Origin of the sequence: Mycoplana azooxidifex, assembly GCF_014196765.1 — a bacterium.
GTDB classification, from domain to species: Bacteria; Pseudomonadota; Alphaproteobacteria; order Rhizobiales; family Rhizobiaceae; genus Mycoplana; species Mycoplana azooxidifex.
The window spans coordinates 684,370-708,569 of the sequence record NZ_JACIEE010000001.1 but is presented as its reverse complement, the minus strand read 5'-3'; the positions used below and the strand labels follow the sequence as shown (position 1 = coordinate 708,569).

At 66.6% G+C, this 24,200-nt stretch carries 19 protein-coding genes; 7 read left to right on the top strand and 12 right to left on the bottom strand.

The annotated features are described in order from the left end of the window. Positions 1-3: 3 nt before the first annotated feature. The 3 genes from GGQ64_RS03265 to GGQ64_RS03255 are packed head-to-tail and all read right to left on the bottom strand — an operon-like array spanning position 4 to position 4,446. The gene (locus GGQ64_RS03265; RefSeq protein ID WP_183798964.1) at positions 4-1,242 is read right to left on the bottom strand and encodes an aminomethyl transferase family protein; all 1,239 of its coding nucleotides are present in this window, start codon (positions 1,240-1,242) and stop codon (positions 4-6) included. Then, positions 1,239-2,840 (bottom strand): phytoene desaturase family protein, encoded by a 1,602-nt coding sequence (locus tag GGQ64_RS03260; protein WP_183798962.1) that lies wholly within the window; start codon positions 2,838-2,840, stop codon positions 1,239-1,241. Before GGQ64_RS03260 ends, GGQ64_RS03265 begins: the two co-directional genes overlap by 4 nt. Next, positions 2,827-4,446 (bottom strand): phytoene desaturase family protein, encoded by a 1,620-nt coding sequence (locus tag GGQ64_RS03255; protein ID WP_183798959.1) that lies wholly within the window; start codon positions 4,444-4,446, stop codon positions 2,827-2,829. The genes GGQ64_RS03260 and GGQ64_RS03255 overlap by 14 nt, the downstream gene beginning before the upstream one ends. Before the next feature lie 159 nt (positions 4,447-4,605). On the opposite strand from GGQ64_RS03255, the gene GGQ64_RS03250 reads away from it, so the two are divergent. From GGQ64_RS03250 to GGQ64_RS03235, 4 genes are read left to right on the top strand one after another with little or no spacing between them, the layout of a single operon-like run. After that, on the top strand, positions 4,606-5,421 hold the full coding sequence (locus tag GGQ64_RS03250; protein WP_246422246.1) for a methyltransferase domain-containing protein: 816 nt from the start codon (positions 4,606-4,608) through the stop codon (positions 5,419-5,421). 23 nt (positions 5,422-5,444) lie between these two features. Next, a complete protein-coding gene (locus GGQ64_RS03245) occupies positions 5,445-6,122 on the top strand; it encodes a TetR family transcriptional regulator C-terminal domain-containing protein (RefSeq protein WP_183798956.1) in 678 nt (225 codons plus the stop codon). Positions 6,123-6,147: 25 nt separating this feature from the next. Beyond that, on the top strand, positions 6,148-7,227 hold the full coding sequence (locus GGQ64_RS03240; protein ID WP_183798953.1) for an extracellular solute-binding protein: 1,080 nt from the start codon (positions 6,148-6,150) through the stop codon (positions 7,225-7,227). Continuing rightward, complete coding sequence (locus GGQ64_RS03235; RefSeq protein ID WP_183798950.1) at positions 7,227-8,498, top strand: flavin monoamine oxidase family protein; 1,272 nt, start codon at positions 7,227-7,229, stop codon at positions 8,496-8,498. The genes GGQ64_RS03240 and GGQ64_RS03235 overlap by 1 nt, the downstream gene beginning before the upstream one ends. A 68-nt stretch (positions 8,499-8,566) precedes the next feature. On the opposite strand, the gene GGQ64_RS03230 is transcribed toward GGQ64_RS03235, so the two are convergent. From GGQ64_RS03230 to GGQ64_RS03220, 3 genes are read right to left on the bottom strand one after another with little or no spacing between them, the layout of a single operon-like run. Further along, entirely contained in the window at positions 8,567-9,661 is a 1,095-nt protein-coding gene (locus tag GGQ64_RS03230; RefSeq protein ID WP_183799167.1) for an ABC transporter ATP-binding protein, read from the bottom strand. 27 nt (positions 9,662-9,688) lie between these two features. Then, positions 9,689-10,504, bottom strand: a complete 816-nt coding sequence (locus tag GGQ64_RS03225; RefSeq protein ID WP_183798947.1) for an ABC transporter permease — start codon at positions 10,502-10,504, stop codon at positions 9,689-9,691. Then, complete coding sequence (locus tag GGQ64_RS03220; protein WP_183798944.1) at positions 10,504-11,421, bottom strand: ABC transporter permease; 918 nt, start codon at positions 11,419-11,421, stop codon at positions 10,504-10,506. The genes GGQ64_RS03225 and GGQ64_RS03220 overlap by 1 nt, the downstream gene beginning before the upstream one ends. Positions 11,422-11,676: 255 nt before the next feature. Between GGQ64_RS03220 and GGQ64_RS03215 the strand changes: the two genes are divergently transcribed. Then, the gene (locus GGQ64_RS03215) at positions 11,677-13,101 is read left to right on the top strand and encodes an aminotransferase (protein WP_183798941.1); all 1,425 of its coding nucleotides are present in this window, start codon (positions 11,677-11,679) and stop codon (positions 13,099-13,101) included. 120 nt (positions 13,102-13,221) lie between these two features. Here the strand turns inward: GGQ64_RS03215 and GGQ64_RS03210 are convergent, their stop codons facing one another. Both GGQ64_RS03210 and GGQ64_RS03205 read right to left on the bottom strand, forming a co-directional pair. Continuing rightward, complete coding sequence (locus GGQ64_RS03210) at positions 13,222-14,421, bottom strand: aromatic ring-hydroxylating oxygenase subunit alpha (RefSeq protein WP_183798938.1); 1,200 nt, start codon at positions 14,419-14,421, stop codon at positions 13,222-13,224. Positions 14,422-14,604: 183 nt separating this feature from the next. After that, positions 14,605-15,402 carry a DUF1194 domain-containing protein gene (locus tag GGQ64_RS03205; RefSeq protein ID WP_425488480.1) on the bottom strand — a complete coding sequence of 266 codons (798 nt, stop codon included), beginning with the start codon at positions 15,400-15,402 and terminating at the stop codon, positions 14,605-14,607. A gap of 227 nt (positions 15,403-15,629) precedes the next feature. Here GGQ64_RS03205 and GGQ64_RS03200 point away from each other — a divergent pair, with 227 nt between their 5' ends. Continuing rightward, on the top strand, positions 15,630-16,118 hold the full coding sequence (locus GGQ64_RS03200) for an anthrone oxygenase family protein (protein WP_183798935.1): 489 nt from the start codon (positions 15,630-15,632) through the stop codon (positions 16,116-16,118). Positions 16,119-16,152: 34 nt separating this feature from the next. Here the strand turns inward: GGQ64_RS03200 and GGQ64_RS03195 are convergent, their stop codons facing one another. Beyond that, entirely contained in the window at positions 16,153-17,862 is a 1,710-nt protein-coding gene (locus GGQ64_RS03195) for a glycoside hydrolase family protein (RefSeq protein WP_183798932.1), read from the bottom strand. A 165-nt stretch (positions 17,863-18,027) separates the two neighbouring features. Then, a complete protein-coding gene (locus tag GGQ64_RS03190; RefSeq protein ID WP_183798929.1) occupies positions 18,028-19,026 on the bottom strand; it encodes an alpha/beta fold hydrolase in 999 nt (332 codons plus the stop codon). A gap of 140 nt (positions 19,027-19,166) precedes the next feature. Between GGQ64_RS03190 and GGQ64_RS03185 the strand changes: the two genes are divergently transcribed. Continuing rightward, a complete protein-coding gene (locus GGQ64_RS03185) occupies positions 19,167-20,186 on the top strand; it encodes a GlxA family transcriptional regulator (protein ID WP_343059402.1) in 1,020 nt (339 codons plus the stop codon). Between the two features lie 16 nt (positions 20,187-20,202). On the opposite strand, the gene GGQ64_RS03180 is transcribed toward GGQ64_RS03185, so the two are convergent. Together GGQ64_RS03180 and GGQ64_RS03175 are read right to left on the bottom strand one after the other, a co-directional pair. Then, positions 20,203-20,883: a redoxin family protein gene (locus tag GGQ64_RS03180; RefSeq protein WP_183798926.1), complete on the bottom strand. Its 681-nt coding sequence runs from the start codon at positions 20,881-20,883 to the stop codon at positions 20,203-20,205. An 18-nt stretch (positions 20,884-20,901) separates the two neighbouring features. Next, positions 20,902-24,171: an adenylate/guanylate cyclase domain-containing protein gene (locus GGQ64_RS03175; RefSeq protein WP_183798923.1), complete on the bottom strand. Its 3,270-nt coding sequence runs from the start codon at positions 24,169-24,171 to the stop codon at positions 20,902-20,904. Positions 24,172-24,200: the final 29 nt, after the last annotated feature.

The following is a 24,200-nucleotide window of genomic DNA, read 5'->3' as shown; positions in this document are numbered from 1 at the left end:
GTCCTACCGCAATCCCGGCGGCGTCGCCGTGCGTCGCGCCAGCTTCACGAACGGCCGCGGGACGATCTTCGCACGCTTCATCATCTTCTGGTACTTCAGTTCGCGCATCGCATAGATCTCCACCCAGAGGTCGTCGACGAACCGTGTGCCATAGGGGCGCGTCAGGCTGGCGATGGCGATGTTGCGCTTGGCGGTGGGCGACCAGATGGCGGCGGTGACGAGGCCCGCCTCTCGCTTGCCGCGGTGATAGACGATCGCATGCTCGGCTGGAACATTCCCTTCGATTTCAAGGCCTACGAGGACGTGCCTCAGAGTTTGATTCCGGCGCGCATCGAGGACGGCGCGGCGGCCGTTGAAGTTCGGCTTGTCCGGATCGACCAGCCAGTCGAGGCCGATCTCGTCGGGCAGGCGCACGCGGTCGGCGCGAAGTGCCCCCTCGGCGGTGACGAAGTCGGCATTGGCGACGATGAAGCCGGCCTCGATGCGCGTGCGGTTCAGCGCGGCGTAGCCGATGGCGCGAATGCCGTGCCCGTCGCCGGCCGTCCACAGCCGGTCCCATAGCGACAAGGCCGTCTGGCGCGGAACGAAGAGTTCGTAGCCCAGGTCGCCGGTGAAGCCGGTGCGCGAGATCGTGACGGTACCCCCGTCATGGGCAAACGTGGCGATGTCGAAGGGCTTCAGCCGCTCGACGCCGGCAAAGCCGGCTTCGGCGAGCACTGCATAGCTCGTCGGCCCCTGCAGGGCGACGCCGGCGATCGCTTCGGTTTCCTCGTGGATCTCGACCGTGAAGCCGAAGGCGCTGTCGAGCAGCCAGGACAGGTGGCGCTCCTGGCAGCAGAGGCGGAATTCCTGCTCGCCCAAGCGGAACAGCGTGCCGTCGTCCAGCACGTGGCCGTCGTCGTCGCACCAGGCGGTGTAGTGCACGCGGCCGACGGGGAGCTTGCGCACGTCGCGCAGCGTCAGGCGGTTGAGGTAGCGCTCCGCGTCCGCGCCGGCGATGCGGTACTTCACCATCGGCGAGATGTCGAACAGGGCCGCCGTCGAGCGGATCGCGAAATACTCGAGTTCCTCGTCGAAGAGCGCATGCGGGGCCTTGTAGCCGGCCCAGTTGTACCAGTCGTTGACCTCGTCGAGGGCGGCCAGCCGCGGATGGAAGGGCGTCTCCAGCCGCGGGGTGAGGATATGGCTGCGCGCAGCACGGCGGGCGTCGGTGGCATTTGCAGGCTTGGTCAGGGCGTTCATCGGCTGCCTCCGGCAAGGATGTGGCGAGCGGCGTTCCAGCCGGCGAGGCCGGATATGCCGCCGCCCGGATGGGCGCCGGCGCTGGCGAGATACAGGCCCTCGATCGGCGTGGCATAGCCGGAAGCGGTGCCCGTCGGCCGGTTGATCAGGAGCTGGTCGGCCTGCAGTTCCCCATGATGCCAATGACCGCCCGGCAGGTTGTATTCGGTCTCGATGTCTGTGGGCGTGCTGAGGTTCGCAGCGACGACCGTAGCACCGATGCCCGGCGCGTGGCGCTCGAGGATGTCGATGACGATCTTCAGGAAGGCCGGCTTGCCGGTCTCCCAGCCTGCCTTGAGCTTGTAGGGTGCATATTGCACCAGCGCCGAGAGCGTGCAGGCGCCGTCCGGCGCGAGCGTGCTGTCTGCCAGGCTCGGCAGCACGATCTCCATCACCGGATCGGGCGAGAATTCGCCGTACTTGGCCGGGTTGAAGGCGTTTTCGACATGCGTCATCGAGCGGGCGATGACGATGCGGCCGGCGTGGTCGCGGCCGGGGAGGCCGGAGAAATTCGGCATGCGTTCCAGTGCGAGATCGAGCTTGGCGACGTTTCCGGCCGAGCGGACGTGGCGGATGGAGCGCAGGAAGCCGGTGCCGGTCTCGGCGGCATCGACGAGTTGCAGAAAGGTCGCCTGCGGGTGGATCGCGGAGACGACCACCGGAGCGGTGAGCTCCGAGCCGTCGGCGAGCACGACGCCGCCGGCCCTGCCGCGGTCGGCGAGAATGCGGCCGACGCGGGCGCCGCAGCGGATGGTGACGCCGGCCGTCTCCGCCGCCTTGAGGAAGGCGGGAGCGACGGCCGCCATGCCGCCTTCCGGAATGAACTGGCCGCCGGCCTTGCCGTCCACTTCGCCGGTGAGGCGATAGTAGAGGCCGAGAAGCGAGGTTGGCGAGCGCGGTCCGAGGTGGATGCCGAGCGTGGCGTCGAAGGCGAGCAGCCCCTTCAGCCGGTCGTCGTCGAGATATTCGTCGGCGACATCGGCGACGTTCATCAGCAGCATGCGCAGGAAATCGCGGCCCTCGGCGCGGCCCTTGCGGATGATGCCGAAACCGGCCGCCATCAGCGTCGAGATATCGCCGATGCCGATCGCGCCAAGCTGCGGCGGCGGGCGGCGCAGGAAGCGCTTGAGGACGCCGGCCTGGAAGACCAGCTTGTCGCGCAGGCGGGAGAAGGCCGCCGCCTCGTCTGCCGTCACGCCGTCGATCGTCTCGCCATAGGCGCCGCGGAGCACGGCCGGCTCGCGCTCGCCGTCGAGGACGGCGGTCGGCATGGCGGGGCCGGGCGTGGCCGCAAGCGCGATCCCGAGGTCGCGGGCGACTTCTGGATCGAGCCGGTTGACGAGGTGGGCGAGGCCGGCGGATCGGAAGCCGGGCGCGAATTCGCGGCCGCGGGCAGCACCCCCCGGCGCGTTCGCCGCCTCCAGCACCAGCACCCTGCGGCCGCTGCGGCCGAGCTTGGCTGCGGCGGCGAGGCCGTTGTGGCCGGCGCCGATGACGATCGCGTCATAGCTATGCGCGGCAGTTTTTGGGGTCTTCAGAGGTGCGTCAGATGACGTCATGGGCGTTGCTCATCTTCTCGGGGCTGCGCTTGAGGTCGCGGAGGATCTCCATGGCGGCGTTGCGGCCGGGCGCGCCCATGACGCCGCCGCCGGGATGGGTGGAGGAGCCGCAGATGTAGAGGCCGGCGATCGGGCTGCGGTACTGGGCGTAGCCGGGAACGGGGCGGTTGAACAGCAACTGGTCGAAGGTCAGTTCGCCCTGGAAGATGTTGCCCTCGGTCAGGCCGACCTCGGCTTCGAGTTCGCGCGGGGTGCGCACCTCCATGTGGACGATGCGGTCGCGGAAGCCCGGCGAATAGTCGGAGATCTGGCCGACGACGGTTTCGGCGAAGGCAGCGCGGTCGGCGTCGGTCCAGTCGCGGCCCTCGACCTTTGGCGGGCAGTACTGCACGAAGCAGCTCATGAAGTGTTTGCCCGGCGAGGTCATGGTCGGGTCGAGCGTCGTCGGGATCATCGTGTCGAGCATGGGATCGGCCGACCAGCGCCCGGCCTTCCAGTCGTCGTAGGCGCGTTCCATCCGTTCGATCGAGTCGGTGAAATGCAGGTCGCCGCGGATGCAGGAAGACCCCTTCGGCAGGGCGGGGAATTCCGGCAGGCTGTCCAGCGCGATGTTCACCTTGCCGGACGAGCCGCGCATCTTGAAGTGCCTGACCCGGTGGACGAAGTGTTCCGGCAGGTCGGCCTCGTCGACGAGCTTCAGGAACGTCCGCTTCACGTCGGCATTGGAGACGACGAGTTTGGCGCGGATCTCCTCGCCGCTTTCCAGGACTACGCCGGTGGTGCGCCCGCCGCGCGAGAAGATCCTTGCGACCTCGGCGTCGGTGCGGATCGTGCCGCCGGCGGCGAGGAACGAACTCGCCAAGGCCTGCGTCACTGCGCCCATGCCGCCGCGGGCATAGCCCCAGGCGCCGACCGAGCCGTCCACCTCGCCCATGTAGTGATGCAGCAGCACATAGGCCGTGCCCGGCGACATGGGGCCGAGAGCGGTGCCGATGATGCCGGAGATTGCCAGATATGCCTTGATGACGTCGGTCTCGAAATACTCGTCGAGGAAGTCGGAGATCGACATGGTCCAGAAGCGCAGCGTCTGCGCCATCTCGCCAGGGCTGAACTCACCGAATTTCCTTGCCAGATACAGGAGTTCGGCGATGTCGCGCGGGCGGAAGCCGAAAGGATCGGGTGCGGTGCGCATCAGAAGCGGCTGGATGAAACGGCACTGGCGGGTGACGTCGCGGGCATAGCGCTCATAGGCCTCGGCATCACGCTTCGAATAGCGGGCGAATTCGCGGCGGTGGCTGTCGTGGTCGCGGTAGGAGGCGAGGTAGTCGCCATCGCGGGTCAGGACCGCGCCGCCTTCGTAGGCGACGACCTGCAGCCCATGCCTGGGCAGTTCGAGGTCGCGCATGATCTCGGGGCGGAACAGCGAACAGACGTAGGAACAGTTGGAATAGAGGAAACCCGGCGTCAGCTCCCGGCTGGTGGCCGCGCCGCCGACCCAGCCGTTCTTCTCCAGCACGGCGACCTTCAGGCCGGCCCGCTGCAGGTAGCCGGCGGTCACCAGACCATTGTGGCCGCCGCCCACCACGAGGACGTCATATCGTTGCATGCTCGTTCTCCCTCATTGACCGAAAGGCTGCATCAAACGCAAAAACTTGTCCAGATATTTTGAATGAATATTCAGCAAGTATGTTGCAATCGTCTGATAATGCGCTAGAATTTCGCGTCAGGAACGACAGGGCGCGGGGTGATCTTGCGAGGGGAGAGCATGACGGCGGACGGCGAGATGGGGCAGGAGCACGAGCCGGAATACGACGACGAGGCGATCCGGTTCCTCGCGGTCGTGTGGGGCGAGGGGTATCTGTCTCCCGGCGGTTCGGAGGAGGTCGACCGCGTGCTTGCGGGCATCGACCTTTCGGGGAGGTCGGTGCTCGATTTCGGCTGCGGCGCGGGCGGCGCCACGCTGCACATCGCCAAGGCGCACGGACCGGCGGAGATCGTCGGCTACGACGTCGAGCAGCCGGTGATCGACCGGGCGCGGGCGGCGGCGGTCCGCGAAGGGCTGACGGCGCAGGTCCGCTTCATCGCTACCCCGCCCGGCCGGCTGCCCTTCGACGACGGCGAGTTCGACGTCGTCTTCTCCAAGGATGCGATGGTGCACGTGCTCGACAAGGAGGCACTTTTTGCCGAGCTCTTCCGCGTGCTGAAGCCCGGCGGCCGGCTTGCCACCTCCGATTGGCTGATCGCGCATGACGGCGAGCCGTCGCAGGAGATGAAGGACTACATCGAAGCCGAGGGCCTGAGCTTCGGCATGGCCTCATCATCACGCTACCTGCAGGCGATGCGGGCGGCGGGCTTCGTCGCCGTCTCGGCGACGGATCGCAACGGCTGGTACCGCGAGGTGGCGCGCGCGGAGCAGGAACGGCTGAAGGGCCCGCTGCACGCCGCAGCCGTCGCGGCTGTCGGCGAGGCCTATGTCGAGAAGAACATCCGTACCTGGGTCGCCATGCAGAAGGTTCTTGACAGCGGCGAGCATTGCCCCACTCATCTTTTCGGCAGCAAGCCGGACGGAGATCTTCCGTGAACGAGGCGCTGCGAAATCCCAAAATGAGAACGGCGGTGAAGATGCGGGCGAACGCGGCGCAGAAGGACGTGACTGACATCGAGAAGAAGGGCCGCAAGGCCTCCAAGGAGGCGAGGCGGCTGCAACTGATCGAGGCGACGATCGATTCGCTTGCCCGGCGCGGCTATTCCGAGACGACGCTGGCCGACGTCGCCGACGGGGCAGGGCTGTCGCGCGGCATCGTCAATTTCCACTTCGAGAGCAAGGAAAAGCTGCTCGTCGCCACGCTGCAGGCGATGGCGGACGAATATGCCAACCACTGGAGTTCGGCGTTGGAGAAGGCAGGGCCGCGGCCGGCCGAGCAGCTCTGGGCGCTGGTTGCCGCCGATTTCGACCGGCGGATCTGCACCAAGCGCAAGCTGGCCGCCTGGTGCGCCTTCTGGGGCGAGGCCAAGTCACGGCCGACCTACCAGGCGCTCTGCGGCGCGCGCGACGTCAAGTACCAGGAAATGGTGATCTCGGTCTGCGCCGCGCTGAAGGCGGAGGGCGGCTACGACTATACGGCCGAGCCGATGGCGCTTTCCCTTTCCAGCATGCTGGAAGGGCTGTGGCTGCGCCTGATGATGGGCAACGGCCTCACCCGCGAACAGGCGCACGAGGCGGCGATCGAGGCGATCGTTGCCATGTTCCCGAAGCACATCGCCAGAAACGGACCGAAATAGCCAACCAGAAAAAAGGGGAATGAGCATGAGCATCTCGAACCGGGCCGGACATTTTCTCACGGCCGCCATGGCCGCGGCACTTTCCCTCTCTACCGCCCTGCCTGCCGCAGCCGACGGGCTGACGGTGTTCGACTGGTCGGGCTACGAGGATCCGGCCTTCTTCCCTGCCTATGTGGAAAAACACGGAAACCCGCCGGACTTCGCCTTCTTCGGCGACGAGGAGGAGGCGTTCCAGAAACTGCGGGCCGGGTTCAAGGCCGATGTCGCCCATCCCTGTTCGCAGAGCGTGGCGAAATGGCGCGACGCGGGCCTGCTGGAGCCGCTGGACACGACGAAGCTGGCGCACTGGAACGACGTTCTGCCCGGGCTGAAGTCGATGAAGGGGCTGATGACCTCGGACGACGGCACCGCCTGGCTCATCCCCTACGAATGGGGCAATACCGTGCTGACCTACCGGACAGACACGGTCAAGCCGGAGGAGATCGCCTCGCTGAAGGCCTTCGCCGATCCGAAATTCAAGGACCGCGTCTCGATCGGCGACAATGTCGACGACGTCTACGCGCTGGCGAGCCTGGCGATCGGGGTGAAGGACTGGACGCAGATGACCGACGAGCAGTTCAAGGAGGCTTCGGAGTTCCTGCGCGATGTGCACAAGAACGTCCGCCTCTACTGGACCGACAACACCGAGGTCAGCCAGGCGATGGCGGCAGGCGAGATCGACCTGGCCTGGGCCTGGAACGAGACGGCAGTGACGCTGCAGGGCGAGGGGGTGCCGGTGGCGATGAAACTGGATACGGCCGAGGGAAACTCTACCTGGGTCTGCGGCTATGTCCGGCTGAAGGGCGGCGAGGGCAATGTCGACCAGGTCTATGACTATCTGAACGCCGTGAGCGATCCGGCCGTTTCGAAATACATGGTCGAGGCGTGGGGCTACGGCCACGTCAATGCCAAGGGCATGGCTTCCATCGATCCGGCCATCCTGAAGCAGAAGGGCTATGGCGACGTCGAGACCTTCATGACCGACACGCTGTTTCAGTCCCCCTTGCCGAACGAATTGCGGCAGAGGATGATCGCCGAGTTCGAGAAGATCAAATCGGGATACTAATGTCGCAGCGTCATGACGTCATTGTCGTCGGGGCCGGCTTTGCCGGCCTTTCGGCCGCGCTTTCGCTGGTCGACAAGGGCATGGACGTTGTGGTGCTGGAAGCCGCCGACCGCGTCGGCGGGCGGGTCGAGTCGGCCGTCTTCGGCGACGGGACCCGTGTCGATACCGGCGCGCAGTTCGTCTGCGACGACATGGAAAACGTCATCGCGCTTTTGGCCCGCTACGGCAAGACGCTGGTGCAGACGCCGATGGCGGGCGAAAGCATCGTGCAGCCGCCCGGGCGCGATGACGACGAGGCCTATGCCCAGGCGCGGGCACTGCGGCTGCGACTGCGAGGGCTTGATCCGGCCGATCCGGCGCTCGCCGGGTTGACGGTCGCCGACTGGCTGGCGGCGCAGCCCGTCAGCCCCGACGCCGCGCTCGCGTTCCGCTCGACCGTCGAGGGCCTGTGGTGCCGGCCGATCGGCGAACTGCCGCTCTGGTATCTGGTCTCGAACGACCGGCGCATCACCAACCGGCAGACAGAGATCGAATATTTCGTCGCCGAAACCATCCATTCGCTGGCCGAGGACATGGCCGCAGGCCTCGGGAGCCGCCTTCTGACCGGCCATCCGGTGACGCGGATCTCGACCGGGCCGAACGGCGTGGAGGTCAGTGCCGCGGGCGCAAGCTTTCTCGCCCGGCAGGCGATCGTCGCCGTGCCGCCGGTCATGGCGTCGCGCATCGCCTATGCGCCGGCACTGCCGGTGAAGCTTTCGGCCGCGCTCGGCGCCTGGCGCAGCGGCACGGTCATCAAGGCGCTCGTTCGCTATCACACGCCGTTCTGGCACGACGAGGGGCTCAGCGGGCTGGTGGCGTGGCGCGATCCGGTCGGCCTGTTCTCCTGCGACGTCAGCCGTAACGGGCCGGGGGCGACGCTCGTCGTCTTCATCGCCGGGCCGCTGGCGCAGTCGTGGCGGCAGATGCCGCAGGCCGAACTGCAGGAGACGATCCTCGAAAAGCTCGCCGGCGCCCTCGGTGCCGAGGCGAGAAATGCAGCCGACCTGATCATCCGCGACTGGACCGACGACCTGTGGTGCGGCGGCGGCTATGGCGACACGATCTGCGACATGCAGGCGCGAGACGCCGAGGATATGCTGCGCGCCGGCTTCGGCCCGATCCGCTTCGCCAGCGCCGAACTGTCGCCGTCGTTTCCGTGCTATGTCGAGGGGGCGATCGTGGCCGGGAGGGCGGCTGTCGAAGCCCTGCCTGGGAGAGTGAGTAGCCAATAGCGAATGGGTTCTTGCGCAAGCCGCGCCAACAGGTCTTCACCGATAGGAGAACCTGCAGAGCCTACTCGTTACATCCTTGCCCCTCTCTCATCCTCTGAAAGCAGCACGAACGCATCCGGATCGTAGGCGAGCCTGATCTCTGCGCCGAGCGGCAGGTCGTCGGCGCCGTAGTCGTTGGTCTCGACCATGGAGAGCGGCTGCTCGAGGCCGTCGACGCCGATTGTCAGGTGCGTCACCTCGCCGAAATAGGCGCGGTTCTCCACCCGGCCTACGAGTTCGTGCGGCGCGCGCTCGTCGTCCCACAGCAGGCGCAGGCGTTCCGGGCGTATGCCGACGGTGACGTGGCCGTTCGTAGGCGCAAAGCCCTTTGGCCGCTCCAGATTGATGGTGCCGAAGCGGGCGGTCTCGACGCTGACGCTGCCGCTGCGCTCGGAGGTGAGCCTGGCCTGCAGGAAGTTCATGCCGCCGAGGAAATCGGCGACCATTCGGGTGCGGGGGCGCTGGTAGATCTCCTTCGGGGTCGCGACCTGGGCGATCCTGCCGCCGAACATGACGGCGATGCGGTCGGACAGCGCAAGCGCCTCGTACTGGTCGTGGGTGACGAGGATGAAGGTGATGCCGACCGCCTTCTGGAGGCTGCGCAATTCCACCTGCATCTGCTCGCGCAGCTTCTTGTCCAGTGCCGACAGCGGCTCGTCGAGCAGCAGCACCTTCGGCCGCATGACGAGCGCGCGGGCGAGTGCCACGCGCTGGCGCTGGCCGCCGGAGAGTTCGTTCGCCTTGCGCTTGTCGAGGCCGGTCAGCCGGACCTGGTCGAGCGCGTCGGAGACGCGGCGGCGCTCCTCGGCAGCGTCGAGTTTCAGCCGCTTCAGCCCATAGGCGACGTTTTCGCCGACGTCGAGATGGGGAAAGATCGCGTAGTTCTGGAAGACCATGTTGGTGGGGCGCCTGTTGGCGGGCAGCAGCGTGCAGGGCGTGCCGTCGATGCGGATCTCGCCCGCAGTCGGCACGTCGAAACCTGCGATCGAGCGCAGCAGCGTTGTCTTGCCGCAGCCGGACGGGCCGAGCAGCGAGAAGAATTCGCCGGCGCCGATCTCCAGCGACACGTCGTCGAGCGCGCGGTAGGTGCCGTAGTATCTTGAGACGTTTTCGATCGAGATCATCGGGCGGTCCGGCATGGCGGGCTCCTGTCACGGCACGAGGGTGGCTTGCGTGCGTCGCTCCGCCCGCCGGCGCATGACCTCGGCTACGGTGAGAAGGACGACGGAGGCGAGGATCATCAGGCTGCCGAGCGCCAGCACGCCCGGCAGCTTGGCGGCGAAGCGGAGCTGACCCCAGATATAGACCGGCAGCGTCGGCTCAGTGCCGGAGAGGAAGAAGGCGAGGATGAACTCGTCGAGCGAGATCGTGAAGGTGACGAGCAGGCTGGAGACGATCGCAGGCGCCACGACCGGCAGGGTGACGCGCCGGAAGGTGCCGATCGCGGTCTCGCCGAGATCGTAGGAGGCCTCCTCGAGGCTGCGGTCGAAGCCCTCGAAACCAGAGACGAGCACGGACATGGAATAGGGGATGCAGAAGACGACCTGGCCGAGGATGACGGTCACCAGCGACAGTTCCAGCCCCATCTGCAGGACGATCATCAGTAGCGACACCGCGACGATGATCTCGGGCAGGAACAGCGGCGCCATGATCAGGCCGGTGGCGGGGCGCTGGCCGCGGAAGCGGTAGCGGGTGATGGCGCGGGCGGCGCAGATGCCGAGGATGGTGCTGATCAGCGCCACGCAGACGCCGACGATCAGGCTGTTGCGCGCCGCCTGCAGGAGCACGGTGTTGCCCCAGAGCGAGGCGTACCATTTGGTGGTGAAGCCCGCGAGCGGCAGCGTCGTGGTGGCGGCATCATTGAAGGAGAAGACCGGCAGGAGCAGGATCGGCAGGTAGAGGAACAGGAAATAGACCGCCACGTAGGCGGGCAGGAAGGGGAGAAGGCGCAGCCTGTGCAGCAGCATCAGCGGATCCTCCGGACGGCGAAGCGCAGCGCCAGCACGACGGCTGCGGCGACGAGGGAGACGAGGACCATGGTGGTGACTGACAGGGCGGCGCCCAGCGGCCAGTTGGCGCCCTTGCCGAACTGCGCCTGGATGGCGGTTGCGATCATCACCCCGTCCTTGCCGCCGACCAGCTTGGGCGTGACGTAGTCGCCGACGGTCGGGATCATCACGATCAGGAAGGCTGAGACGACGCCGGCCATGGACAGCGGCAGGGTGACGCGCAGGAAGGCGCGCATCGGCCCGTCCCCGAGGTCGCGGGCCGCCTCGATCAGCGAGCGGTCGATCTTCTGCAGCGAGACGTAGATCGGCAGGATGGCGAAGGCCGCCCAGCTATGGACGAGCGTGATGACGACGGCATTGGCGTTGTAGAGAAGGGACGTGATCGGCTCGTCGATCAGGCCGACCGACATCAGGCCCGTATTCAGCACGCCGCCATAGCCGAGGATGACCTTCCAGGACATGACGCGCAGCAGGTAGCTGGTCCAGCAGGGGATGGTGACCAGAAAGAGCCAGAGGTTCTTGTGCGCCCCGCCATGGAAGGAAATGAACCAGGCGACCGGGTAGGAGAAGCCGACGGTGACCGCGCTGGTCACGAGCGAGATCCACAGCGAGCGGATGAACAGGTCGCGGTAGATCGGCTCGGTGAGGGCCTGGCGATAGTTCTCGAAGGTGAAGGTGCGGTCGATCTCGAGGTAGTTCTGCGTCCAGAAGCTGTAGGCGACGACGAGCGTGACCGGGACGAGCAGCAGCGCCAGCGCGTAGATGAGGGTCGGCGAGATCATTGCCAGGCCGCGGGCCTCTTCGCTGCGCATCCACCTGCTGCCAGGCGCAGGCTTCACCGCTTCCGGCGACGAGGCGATCGCCGCGGAGCTCATCGCTTCGCTCGTTTCGCGAGGTCATCGGTACGAATTGGCGCGGGACAGCGCCCGCTCTCCTGCTTTTCCGACATTGCGACCGCCTTTTCGGCTCGTTGCTGTTCCCGGATTGAAGATGAGCGCAAACCGCCATTGAAATCAAGCGGTTTTTCTGAGATATTGATTGAACGAACATTCAAAATATTTCTGAAACATATTTTGTTTCAGTGATTTGAATGCGAAAATTACTGGTTTCCTATGGTTCAGGAGTGGGGAATGGCTGCGATACCGAAGACGATCCGGGAAGCCGGCTCTGCAGGCGAAGAGGCAAAGGACGAACTGACCCGCCTTGCCGAGGGGCATCTCGTGCAGCCCTGGCCGGTATCGGGGTCGATCGGTGCGGAAGCGCGCGGGCGGCTCGAGGCGGGCGAGGGGATCTACGTCACCGACGCGGCGGGCCGCAGGCTGATCGACGGACCGGCCGGCATGTGGTGCGTCAATGCCGGCCACAGGCGCAAGGAACTCGCCGACGTCATGGCCGCGCAGGCGATGGAGCTTTCCTACAACTCGCCCTGGTACACGACGAACGCGCCCTCGGCGATCCTGTCGAAGCGGCTTGCCGACCATGCGCCGCAGGGCGTCGACCACGTGTTCTACACGACCGGCGGTTCGTCGGCGGTGGAGACGGCGCTGCGCTTCATGCAGTTTGCAAACAACGTCAAGGGGCGGGGGGAGAAGAAGCTGATCGTCTCCCGCCAGGGCGGCTATCACGGCTCGACCTATCTCTCGGCTTCGCTGAACGGCCGCCCGCGCGATCACGACTGGATGGACAGTGCGAGCGACCAGGTGATCAAGCTCGCTTGCCCGAATCCGTTCCGCAGGCCCGACGGCGTCGGCGCGGCGGAGTTCTGCGACTATCTCGTCGCCGAGTTCCGCAACGTCATCGAGACGGCCGGCGCCGAGCGCATCGGCGCCTTCATCGCCGAGCCGGTCATGGCATCGGGCGGCGTCATCGTGCCACCGGACGGCTATCTCTTCCGGATGCGCGAACTCTGCCGGGAACACGACATCCTCTTCATCGCCGACGAGGTGGTGACGGCGTTCGGACGGCTCGGGCATGTGTTCGCCTCGCAAGACGTGTTCGGGCTGGACCCGGACATGATCACCTTTGCCAAGGGTGTCACGTCGGGCTACTTCCCGCTCGGCGGCGTGATGATCGCAGGAAGGCTCCTGGAGGAACTGCGCCGCTCCAACCACTCCGAGGCGATGTTCGCGCACGGCCTGACCTATTCCAGCCATCCGATCGGCTGTGCGGTGGCGCTGAAGAACCTCGACATCCTCGAGGGGGGCCTCTTGGAGCATGCCCGCGCCGTCTCCTCTCACTTCCAGTCGCGCCTGAAGGCGTTGGAAGACCTGCCGCTCGTCGGCGAGGTGCGCGGCATGGGGCTGATGGCCTGCATCGAATGCGTGGCCGACCGGGTCAGCAACAATCCGCTGACGCTCGACCTGGAAGTGGGCAAGCGCATCGACGGCCATTGCCAGGAACTGGGGCTGCTGGTGCGGCCGCTGATCAACATGTGCGTCATGTCCCCGCCGCTGACGATCACGCAAGCCCAGATCGACGACATGGCCGACATCCTGCGCCGCGGCATCGAGCTGACGATGGACGACCTGGCGCGGGAGGGGCTGTGGCGGGGGTGAGTAGCGAATAGCGAATAGTTTATGGATCGAAGCGGAAGGGCAAGAGAATGGAAGGGCGGCAACCGCAAGGTTCCGCCCTTCGCCGTCTGTGCAGGCAGCGCCGAAGCACCCTGCAGCCAACTACTCCCTATTCGCCATCCCGGCATTCACCGCCGCCATCCCGCCTTCCTCCGGCGCCCCGGCAAGCGTCATCACCGGCAGGACCTTGCGCAGGTGGTCGTGGTGGGTGCGTACGCCGTATTCGAGGTCGGAGAGGTAGAAGCCGGCGAAAGCGGCAGACGTCATCGCCTCGTTGGACCAGATCGTCAGTTGCACGTCCTCGGATTGCGTGTCGCGGTCGATGCGGGCGGCGAGGTAGCGGGCGGCGGTCTGCTCGCGCGTTTCGTCGCGGTAGCGGTAAACGGCGCTGCGCAGCATGGTGCGGCCGACCGCGAGCGGGAATTCCTGGTAGAACTGCAGGCTTTCCGGCGTCACCGCGATCACCGCGTTCGGGAAGATGCCGAAATAGATCCAGGCCTTGCGCAGGTGCTCGGGCAGGGCTGTGTTCTCCGGCGCGATCTTCACGTAGCGGCCCACGCTCCAGCGGCGGCCGGCATGCGGGTTGACGGTCGCAAACGACCGGCACAGCCCGTCGACGAAGGGCTCGTCGTAGTAGGTCGAGCCGTAGAGATCCTGCAGGGCCGGATGGGCCATGGCCACGTGATAGCCTTCGTTGTCGACATCGCGCACCGACTTCCAGTTGACCGGCGTCTCCTGCGTATGGATCTCCCCGGCCGGCACCATTTCGGCCGGGCGGTAGTGGGAGAGCTCGGCCTCGAAGGGGCGCATCATCTCGGCGACGGCAGGCTGCGGCCCGGGCGCGAAGCGGATGAAGACGAAGCCCTGCCACACCTCGCATTCGATGGTCTTCAGCGCGAATTCGTTCTTGTCCATCGGCGGGAAGGAGCGGGGGCGGGCAGCACCCCGTAGCGTTCCGTCGAGATTGTAGACCCAGCCGTGGAAAGGACAGACGAGCGCGTTGCGGCAGGTGCCGCTCTCGTCGGCCACCAGCCGCGAGCCGCGGTGGCGGCAGATGTTGTGGAAGGCCTTCACCGCGCCGTCCTGGTCGCGCAGGACCAGCGCCCGCTCGCCGACGATGTCGAGGGTGATGTAGTTGCCCGGCTCGGGCATGTCGGAGACGTGGCAGGCGATCTGCCAGTGCTCGCGGAAAACATGCTGCTTTTCAAGCTCCAGCAGGGCGTTGCTGTGGTAGCACCAGCCGGGCAGCCCGCTGCGGTCCCAGTCGTTCGGAATGGAGATGTCCCGTATCATTTCGTTCATGTTCTTCCCCATATCTTGCTGAACGTTCATTCAATTAAAGCACATTTCCATAAACAGAGGAATAGGTTGCGGGCATCTGGATGGAATTTCCAGCGGTCACGATGGGTCGCGGCTCGCCCGGCCGGCCCCTGACGGCGTGCGCTTCGGCACCTTTTCCGAGCGGCCTACGGCTCCGGAGAGGGGCTACCGGTCGAGTTCGGGGTAATAGCGGTCAAAGCCGGGGCGGAGCTTTTCGCCGATCATGCAATCGGCATCGCCGGCGACGGGGATGACGGTTGCGGGAGGCCGGTTGCCGCTGACCTCGAGGATCAGCTTGCGGCGTATCGCGATCGCGAAATCCTCGGGCTCCTGCACGGCGACGACGAAGGCGCCGGGCCCGCCGATGACGCAGTCGGCATAGTAGCGGTCCAGCGGGCCGTAGGCCGCCGACGGGCGGACCATGATCGCGAGCCCGTTGACGACGATGCCGAGCGAGGTGGCGGCATCGCGCGCCGGCGTGACGGGAGCGCCGTAGTTGTTCGGGCCGTCTCCCGACACGTCGATCACCCGGCGCGTGCCGGCATAGCCGTTGCCGTCGAAGAGTTTCGAGCCATAGGAGATCGCCGCCGAGAGCGAGGTGCCGCGCATGGAGGCGAAGGGCCGTTCCTTGATCATCCTGGCAAAGCGCTCGGCGTCGCCCGCCGTCTCGATCAGCACCCACGGCATCTGGGAATTCTTGCTGATCGTGCCGCCCCATTCGAAATAGCTGATGGCGATGCGCCCCTGGAAGCCTTCGCGGACTGCGGACAGAAACTCCGGATGCATCAGCGCCGACACGTAGCCGGCGCGCTGGATCTGCGCTTCCTCCAGGTCCATCGAGCCGGACACGTCGACGGCGAGGACCAGTTCCAGATCGACATCGGTGCCGGCCTCGGCGGCGACGCCGGTCGCCTCACCATAGGCTGTCAGGCTCAGGAGTGTGGCGAGTGCGGCAGCCAGCATGCAGCATTCCCTCCTTCGGACATGTTCGCAGGCGCCCGGCGGGGCGAAAACGAGACCGGCAGGAAAATGCGCGACACATCGTCCTGCGTCAGCCATATCTTGCGGAACTGTAGCACGGGCCGGCGGTCCGGCAGAATCGCAATTGCGTTCAACTCTCGGTGATGCGATCTCTGTGCGCCGGCACCACGTTTTGCCGCGCGTACACGAGCCGAAACGAGGAGACGTCAATGGCATCGGCACTGGTCTATCTCGTCCTGATCGCGTCGATCGGCACCGGCCTGAACGCCGGCCTGTTCTTCATCTTCTCCGCCTGCATCATGGCCGCACTCGGCCGCCTGCCTGCGTCGGGCGGCATCGCCGCGATGAATGCGATCAACGATGTCATACAGAACCCGTTGTTTTTCGTCGTCTTCCTCGGCACGGCGGTCGTGGCACTCGCAATCCTCGTCGTTGCCTTCCTGCAAGGCACACCGGGAAGCGGGTTCGCCATCGCGGCCGCGCTCGTCTTCCTCGTCGGCACGATCGGTGTGACGATCGTCGTGAACGTGCCGATGAACGATGCGCTTGCGGCCGTGAGCCCTCAGAGCGCCGAGGCGGCCTCGCTCTGGAGCGGCTACCTTGCGAACTGGACCGCCTGGAACCACGTGCGCACGGCGACCTCGCTTGCAAGCCTCGTCCTGTTCGTGCTCGCCTACGGACGTATGGCAAGCGCCTGAGAACCGGCCGGCTGCGATCGCCGCTGCGATCGCCTCATGGCTTCAGCGCCCAGACCGTCGCCTGCGCGACGGCGCCGGCAGCCGCTTTCATCCGTGCCGAACGGATCGGCTCGAAGCCGTCGATGCGCTTGGTGCCGGTCCAGCGGCCGCGATCGGCGAAGACCTCGATCGAGCCGTAGTCGAGAAAGATGCGCACCCGGCGCGGGTTTGCGCCATGGGCGACGTAGTGCGGCGATGGCGGCTGCCCCGGCCGCTCGTAGCGGATGCCGAGCCCGTGCTGGTCGCGGAAGACGGCGATCTCCGCGTCGGGGTGATCGAGCGCGAGCTCGAACGCCGTTCCCGGCTCGGCGAGGTCGAACAGGATCTCGACGGCGCCGCTGTCGAACATCACCGTTTCCCCAGCCGAAAGCCGCGTCCGGTCGAGGATGCGGGCGCGCAGGCTTTCGGCCGCGCCGATCGGCGGCGTCAGCAGCTTGCCGTCGGAGAGATGCATCGCGCGCGGCAGCGTCATGGCCGTCGGGAAGTCGATGTCCGGGTGGGCGTCGGCCCAGTTGGCGAGCCAGCCGATCCCCACCACGCGGTCGCCGTCGAGGAAGGCCTGGAAGGCGTAGTTGTCGGTGCCGAAGTCGAGTTCCTGGCCGAGCTCCTTGGAGAAGCTGCGACCGTCGAACCAACCGACGTCGGCCATCGTCAGGTTCTGCCGGCCGGTCGCCTCGTCGCGGCTGTGCATCAGTCCGTAGATCAGCACCCAGCGCGTCGAGGGGCTGGTCGCCGGTCCGTCCAGCGGCAGCAGGCAGGGGCACTCGATCGCGGTGGTGCGGTAGCGCTCCTCCACCAGGAGCTTGCCGACATAGGTCCAGCCGGCAGCGGCGGTCGGGTCTTGCGTCTCATAGAGCAGGATCACGCCGCCATCGTCGCTCTGGCTGCCGAGCAGCATCTTCCACAGCCCGTCCGGTCCACGGAAGACGTAGGGATCACGGAAATCGAGCGTCAGCCCCTGGCCGGTCGGCCGGCTCGGCAGGATCACCTCGGCCTGTCCGGCGGTGATCAGGTCGGAGGAGGTGGCCGTCAGCTGGACCTGCTGCTCGGGCTGGCGATCGGCCACCTGCTCGGTGAAGAAGACGCGAATGCCGGGGCCGTCGACCAGCGGGATGGTGGTCCCGGAAAAGGCGCCGCCGCGCTTGTCGGGCCGGACCGTCAGGTCCTCCGAGGGGAAGAGGAAGATCGGCAGGTGGCGCCAGCGCAGGTAGTCGGAGGAAACCGCATGGCCCCAGTGCATCGTGTTCCAGCGCAGTCCGTGCGAATAGTGCTGATAGAAGAGATGCGGCCGGCCGTCGAAGCGGCCGAAGCCGTTCGGGTCGTTCATCCAGCCGAAGGGGGGGCGGAAGTGGTAGCTGCCCGGAAGGTCCGGGGCTGCGTTGTTCTTGCTGGTGTGGACGACGGTGATGCCGGTTTCCAGCACGTCGGCGGCGGTGAACCAGTAGATCACCGAGACGGCCGTCGTCGCCGTGTCGTAGCTCACCTCCACCGGGCCGCCGCCGAAGACCTGGTAGAGCCGCAGGCCGTATTCCTCGGCATTCGCGCTCGAGACCTCGCCGAACCTGCCGCGCGCATTGGAGAAGGAGACCGAGCCCATGCCGTCCTGCTCGGTCGCCTTCAACCAGATGTGGAAGGTCGCGTTGACCGGCAGGTCGACCGCAAGGGTGCGGATGGTGTCGGTTTCGGCAGGGGTCCGGTCGTTCATTGCATTCTCTCTCGTCTTGTCCATGGGACAAGACATAGAAGCGCAACGCGAAACGGAAACCCCGAAAGGCGGAAGGGTGCTTTTGTGCCCGATGAAGTTACGCTGAGACGCCGCCCGGTGGGGCGGCGTCGGCTGTCGAGGATCGATGTGTGTCGAAGCGATCACTCAAGACCGGGCGAACTCCAGAAGGTCGGCGTTCAGTTGCTCCTTGTGGGTGTCGGTGATGCCGTGCGGGGCGCCCGGATAGACCTTCAGGATCGCCTGCGGCACCAGTTTCTTCGAGGCGCGGCCGGCGGCGTCCATCGGCACGATCTGGTCGTCCTCGCCGTGGATGATGATGGTCGGCACGTCGAACTTCTTCAGGTCCTCGGTGAAGTCGGTCTGCGAGAAGGCGACGATGCTGTCATAGGTGTTCTTGTGGCCGCCCGTCATGCCCTGCAGCCAGAAGCTGTCGATCATGCCCTGCGACGGTGTGGCACCCGGCCGGTTGAAGCCGAAGAAGGGGCCCGAGGCGATGTCCTTGTAGAGCTGCGAGCGGTCCTTGAGGCTTGCCGCCTGCAGGCCGTCGAAGACCTCCTTCGGCAGACCGCCGGGGTTCTTGTTGGTCTTGACCATCAGCGGCGGCACGGCGGAGATGAGGCCTGCCTTCTTGATGCGGCCCGTGCCGTGGCGGCCGATGTAGCGGGTGATCTCGCCGCCGCCGGTGGAGAAGCCGACGAGGAAGATGTCGTTCAGGTCCAACTGCTCGATCACGTCGGCCAGGTCGTCGGCATAGTGGTCCATGTCGTTGCCGTCCCAGGGCTGGCTGGAGCGGCCGTGGCCGCGGCGGTCATGGGTGATGACGCGGAAGCCGTTGCTGGCGAGATGGAAGGCCTGGGCCTCCCAACTGTCGGACGACAGCGGCCAGCCGTGGGCGAGGACGACGACCGGGCCGTCCTTCGGGCCCCAATCCTTGTAGTAGATCTCGACGCCGTCGCGGGTGATGATCGTGCTGCCCATGGTCCTTGCTCCTTGTGTGGTGGTGGTTGCGGCAGCGTCCGCTGCCTTTGCGGGGGAATTGGCCGCGCCGATGGCAGCCGCGGTCGCGGCGGCTGCGAGTGCGCCTGCGAGGATGTTGCGGCGGGAGACGGTGGCCGTCGCGGTGATTGCCTGTGCCTTTGACATGGTTGCGTTCCTTTTCAAGCAGGTCTTTGTTTTGTTTCAACTCTTGGCTTCCGTTCCGAAGCTGTGCTTGAATAGATACATCCGCCTGCCGAGCCTCTCGACCGGCAAAGCTGACAACGATGGGGGCAGAATTGACAAACGTGACGGCCATGGAGCCGGCGGAGATCGGCATCGTCGTGCACGAGGAGGCGCTGATGTCGGCCGTCTACGGGCTGACCGACATGTTCAACGTCGCCAACCTGAAGAGCCGCGAGCAGCACGAGACCAATGCACCGCAGATCCGCTCCAGCCACTGGAAGCTCGGCCTGGACGGAACGGTGACGCGGGGCTTCGACAGCCACCCGGACCTGCCGGCGAGCCAGCTCTCAGCGCTGATCCTGCCGCCGACGCTGAAGATCGAGCTGCAGGTGAAACGGGACCTCTCCGAGATATCGGAGTGGCTCCGGCAGCGGCACGCCGAGGGGACGGTCGTCAGCTCGGTCTGCGGCGGGGCCTATCTGCTGGCCGAATCCGGGCTGGTCGAAGGGCGGTCGCTAACGACGCACTGGTCGCATGCCGAGCAGATCGCCCGCAAGTTCCCCCAGGTCAACGTCGACACCGACAAGCTGATGATCGACGAGGGCGACATCATCACCACCGGCGGGATGATGGCGTGGATCAACCTCGGGCTGAAACTGGTCGACCGCTTCATGGGCTCCACCGTGATGCTGGAGACGGCACGCTTTATGGTGGTCGATCCGGGCGCGCGCGAGCAGAGCTACTACAGCGTGTTCGCCCCGCGCATGGACCATGGCGACCAGGTGATCCTGAAGATCCAGCACTGGCTGCATGGGGCAAACACCAAGGGCATCACGCTGCAGATGATGGCGGAGCGGGCAGGGCTCGGCGAGCGCACGTTCCTGCGCCGCTTCCACAAGGCGACCGGGATCAACCCGACCGAATATTCGCAGCGGCTCAGGATCGCGAAATCGCGCGAACTGCTCGAACGCTCCTATCTCTCGATCGAGCAGGTGGCCTGGCAGAGCGGCTACGACGACAGTAACGCCTATCGCAAGATCTTCCGCAAGATTCTCGGCATTTCGCCCAGCGAGTACCGAATGCGGTTCTCCATCGCCGGCGGGCAGCGTCCGCCGGGGCATGCGGATGCGGTCCCTGCCTGAAGGTCAGGGCGGGGCGTCAGTGGGGAAGCCGCGAGGCGGCCGATATCAGTTCCTCGGCCTTCGGAATCGCGAACATGCTCGACCCGTCGCCCTCCACCTCGGTAAACGACCAGCGGACGATGCCGTCCCGGTCCAGCAGGAATTCTCCCACCAGTTGGCCGCCCGCCCGCTCGTCGGTCCTGTCGTCCTCGGGCGTCATCTCGTAGCCGTCGTGCCGGTTGAGGAAGGTCGATGCGTCGAAGGGGTTCATCGGCTCGGGCAACTCGCCGGGCATGTCCACGCGCATCGCCATCACCGTCGGAACCGAGATCTTGTAGGGCCATTGGTCCTCGTCTTCGGTGAACTGCATGTTGGGCAGGCCGAAGGCGCGATGGGCGATGCTGTCGGGATCCGACGCGGCGATCACGCCCGGGAGCGGATGGTAGCGGAAATAGAGCCGTGCGCGCTCTATCGGGGTGTTGACGACGGTCAGGCTGTCGATGCCCTTCTCGTGCAGCGACGAGGCGAGTTCGGCGGTGGCGGCAATGTGCCGGCGGCAGAAGGGACACTGCAGCCCGCGATAGAGCCCCACCAGCACTGCCGATTGCCCGCGGAAATCTTCAAGCGCGACCTTGCCGCCGTGGTTGATCGCGTCGAGTACGACGTTGGGAGCGCGGTCCCCCGGACGAAGCGGTCGTTCCATTGCATGCTCTGCCATTGGTGTGTGCTCCTCTGGCTAGTCGAGAAACGGCAGGACGATGAGCGCGTCAGGGTCGAGGCCGTGTTTGGCGCAGACCTGCTGTGCCAGCTCGAAATACCGTTCGGCCTCGCTCAGTTCGTTGAGATCGAGGCAGAGCGTCGCAAGCCCATCATAGCACGGAAACAGTAGCTGCGCCTCCGCGCTGTCGCGCACGATGTCCAGCGCCTCGAGGTAATGACCGCGGGCGGCCGCGGCCGCGCCGTGGCACTGGCGGATCTGGCCGAGGACCAGGAGCGGCACCGGAAGATGGTCTCTCAGGCCGAGCGCACGGTCGATCGCCAGCGCCTCCTCGATAGCCGGCAGGCCCTCGCTCAGGCAGCGATCGGTAAAGGTGCAATAGGCGACGGCGAGGTTGGTGAGCAGGCGCGCCTGATGGCCGAGATCGCCGATCTGCCGGGCCATGTCGTAGCCGCGCCGGCAGACGTCGATCGCGCGGGCGGGATCGATCGTGGTGTAGAGCGCACCGAGGTTCGTGTAGCCGCGGCAGGCGGTGTTGAGGTGGTTTGCGGCAAGCGCGATCTCGACGCTGCGCTCGACTATCTGCACGGCGTCGCGGGTCTGGCCGAGGCGGGCGAGCGCCACGCCCTTGGTGTTGAAGGCGCGGGCGATCGCGAGCGCGATCTCCGCCTTCTCCGCGGGGCCCGGATGCGAGGAGAGGTGATTGGCGCATTCCAGCGCCCGGTCCGCCCATAGCATGGCCCGTTTGTAGTCCCCGGCGCGAAAGGCGAGATGGCCCTGGCGCTGCATCAGGTGGGCGAGCTCGATCGGCGCGTCGACGCCTTCGAGAAGGCCTGCCGCCTCGGCAAAGCAGGCGGTCGTCCGCTCGCGGTCGCCGGTATCGAATGCGAGCTGCCCGAGCTTGCGCGTAAGGCGCGCCATCGTGGTCACTTCGCCCTTGTCCCGGGCTTCGGCCAAAAGCTCGTCGTAGAGATGCCGGGCCTCCTCGCTGTGCCCCGTCGGATGGCAGAGGTCGGCATAGCGTTCACCCGGCTCCCGCCAGGCATCGCCGCCGGCGGCCTCGGCGGCCGAAAGGGCGCGGGCATAGAGGCGCAGGGCATCGGCGTTGGCATTGGCCATGCGCGCGAGGTCGCCGGCCGCCGTGAGGTGGCGCACGCCCTTCTCCTTTTCGGGAGAGGCGGCGAAGTGATAGCCGAGCTCGATCAACTGGTTCATGTGTTCCGGCGACGGCCCGTAGCGGCGCTCGAGCACGGCGCCGATCGCGCCGTGTAGCTCGGTGCGGCGTCGCAGGAGAAGGTTATCGTAGAATACCTCCTGCAGCAGCTTCTGGCGGAAGGCGTAGCGGGGTGCTGCCTGGGAGGGAATGTCTGCCAGCTCCTCGACGATGTCGGCGTCACCGAGTTGGTGGAGGCTTGCCTTGATGTCGTGGACGCCGCAGGGGAGCGCCTTCAGCAGTGCCAAATCGAAGCTGTGGCCGATGACGGCCGCAACCTGGGCTAGGCGCCGCGCATCGGCGGGAAGGCGATCGATGCGGGCCAGCATCATCGCCTGGATGCCGAGCGGAGTCCCGGTCTCGTCGGCTGCCGTCTTCACCTCCCAGCCCGCCGGCTCCCGCTGCAGCACACCGGTTTCGATCAATGTGCGCAGGATCTCCTCGATGAAGAACGGATTTCCCTCGGCACGCTCGACGATGCGGTCGCGCAGCGCATGCGGCAGGACATCGCCGCCCAGTGCCTGCTCCAGCAGGGTCTTCGCCTCTTCGATCGCCAGCGGGTCGAGGCGGAGCGTCGTCTGGCTGGCGCGGGCGGAATTCAGCATTTCCGTCTCGAAGCCGGGGCGGTGGGTGACAAGGAGCATCAGCCGGCGGCTCTCGATCCGGTCCATGATGAAGCGCAGCGCGTCGATCGAGACGCTGTCGGCCCAATGCAGGTCCTCGATCACCACCAGGAGCGGCGCCTGCTCCATCCGGCGCTCGAACAGCGTCCGCATGGCATGGAAGATCTGCCGGCGCAGCTGGTCCGGTTCCAGGTGCCGCAACGCGTCGTCCGGATCGCCGAAGCCGAGGACGAGCAGGAACAGCGGCTCCAGCCGCCCGATCTCCTCGCCCGACAGGCCAAGCCCGGCCAGTCCGGCGGCCAGCAGCGGGCGGGTGTGCTCCAGGCTGGCGGCCGGGTCGATCCGGTAGGCGCGGCGAAGGGCTGCCGCCAGCGTGCCGTAGGACGGTTCGCCGAGCGAGGAGCAGGCGGTCTGCCGGATGGTGATGTCGGGCTGTTCGGCGCGGACGCGGTCGAGGAAGGTCTCGACAAGGCGGGTCTTGCCGATGCCGGCGTCGCCGGCGACGCGCACCAGCTGGGCCGCCCCGGCGCGGACGGAATCGAGGCAGCGCAGCAGGGCGGCGAGCTGGCCGTCGCGGCCGATCATGGCGATGTCGATGCCGAAACTCGAAAGCCCGCGCGCCGGCGGCGGGGCGTCGAGGGAGGCCTCCAGCCTGAACACCGGCGTCTCGCCGGCCTTGCCGCGCAGCGGCATGGTGCCAAGCGTTGCGAAGGTGAAGGCATGCTGCGTCAGCCGGCGGGTGAGCGCGCCGACGAGGATTTCGCCGGTGCCGGCCATGGCCTGCAGGCGTTGGGCCGTGTTCACCGTGTCGCCGGTGACGGAATAGGACTTGCTGCCGCCTGCGCCCACCGCGCCGGCGACGACGGGGCCGGTGTTGACGCCGATGTGGAGCTCTAGTGGCTGACCCAGGCGCGCCTGCCAGCGCTCCGCGATCCGCGCCATCCGCGCCCGCATGTCGAGGGCGGCAAGCAGCGCCCGTTCCGGGTCGCGCTCGTGGGCGACGGGCGCGCCGAATAGGGCCAGCAACGCATCGCCGACGAACTTGTCGACATAGCCGCCCTCGGCGGCGACGGCAGCGCTCAGCTCTTCGAAGATCTCGTTCTGCAGCGCCTGCAGCACTTCCGGATCGATCTTTTCGCCGAGCGTGGTGTAGCCGCAGAGATCGGCGAAGAGGGCGGTGACGATGCGCCGGTCGGCCTCGGCCTCCGGGCGGGGCGGAGGCTGCTCGTGCACGGGCGGTCGGCGGGGAGGCTTGCCGCCCTGCCGGCGGTCGGCGGGCGGCCCGGCCTTTCTTGCCGCAGGCGCGAGGCTCGTCCCGCATTTGGGGCAGAAGACATAGTCGGGGGGGCAGGCCTGGCCGCAGGAAGGACATCGCTTCTGCTGCGGTGCTCCGCATTTCGGGCAGAAGGCAAAGCCGTCCTCGACCTTGAAACCGCATGCCGGGCAGTTCATCGCACGCGCCCCGTCGAACCGCCGGGATC

Excerpts from the sequence above, each read along its gene's own strand:
- GGQ64_RS03265 (WP_183798964.1), bottom strand. The coding sequence starts at position 1,242 with ATGAACGCCCTGACCAAGCCTGCAAATGCCACCGACGCCCGCCGTGCT.
- GGQ64_RS03260 (WP_183798962.1), bottom strand. The coding sequence starts at position 2,840 with ATGACGTCATCTGACGCACCTCTGAAGACCCCAAAAACTGCCGCGCAT.
- GGQ64_RS03255 (WP_183798959.1), bottom strand. The coding sequence starts at position 4,446 with ATGCAACGATATGACGTCCTCGTGGTGGGCGGCGGCCACAATGGTCTG.
- GGQ64_RS03250 (WP_246422246.1), top strand. The coding sequence starts at position 4,606 with ATGACGGCGGACGGCGAGATGGGGCAGGAGCACGAGCCGGAATACGAC.
- GGQ64_RS03245 (WP_183798956.1), top strand. The coding sequence starts at position 5,445 with ATGAGAACGGCGGTGAAGATGCGGGCGAACGCGGCGCAGAAGGACGTG.
- GGQ64_RS03240 (WP_183798953.1), top strand. The coding sequence starts at position 6,148 with ATGAGCATCTCGAACCGGGCCGGACATTTTCTCACGGCCGCCATGGCC.
- GGQ64_RS03235 (WP_183798950.1), top strand. The coding sequence starts at position 7,227 with ATGTCGCAGCGTCATGACGTCATTGTCGTCGGGGCCGGCTTTGCCGGC.
- GGQ64_RS03230 (WP_183799167.1), bottom strand. The coding sequence starts at position 9,661 with ATGATCTCGATCGAAAACGTCTCAAGATACTACGGCACCTACCGCGCG.
- GGQ64_RS03225 (WP_183798947.1), bottom strand. The coding sequence starts at position 10,504 with ATGCTGCTGCACAGGCTGCGCCTTCTCCCCTTCCTGCCCGCCTACGTG.
- GGQ64_RS03220 (WP_183798944.1), bottom strand. The coding sequence starts at position 11,421 with ATGAGCTCCGCGGCGATCGCCTCGTCGCCGGAAGCGGTGAAGCCTGCG.
- GGQ64_RS03215 (WP_183798941.1), top strand. The coding sequence starts at position 11,677 with ATGGCTGCGATACCGAAGACGATCCGGGAAGCCGGCTCTGCAGGCGAA.
- GGQ64_RS03210 (WP_183798938.1), bottom strand. The coding sequence starts at position 14,421 with ATGAACGAAATGATACGGGACATCTCCATTCCGAACGACTGGGACCGC.
- GGQ64_RS03205 (WP_425488480.1), bottom strand. The coding sequence starts at position 15,402 with ATGCTGGCTGCCGCACTCGCCACACTCCTGAGCCTGACAGCCTATGGT.
- GGQ64_RS03200 (WP_183798935.1), top strand. The coding sequence starts at position 15,630 with ATGGCATCGGCACTGGTCTATCTCGTCCTGATCGCGTCGATCGGCACC.
- GGQ64_RS03195 (WP_183798932.1), bottom strand. The coding sequence starts at position 17,862 with ATGAACGACCGGACCCCTGCCGAAACCGACACCATCCGCACCCTTGCG.
- GGQ64_RS03190 (WP_183798929.1), bottom strand. The coding sequence starts at position 19,026 with ATGTCAAAGGCACAGGCAATCACCGCGACGGCCACCGTCTCCCGCCGC.
- GGQ64_RS03180 (WP_183798926.1), bottom strand. The coding sequence starts at position 20,883 with ATGGCAGAGCATGCAATGGAACGACCGCTTCGTCCGGGGGACCGCGCT.
- GGQ64_RS03175 (WP_183798923.1), bottom strand. The coding sequence starts at position 24,171 with ATGAACTGCCCGGCATGCGGTTTCAAGGTCGAGGACGGCTTTGCCTTC.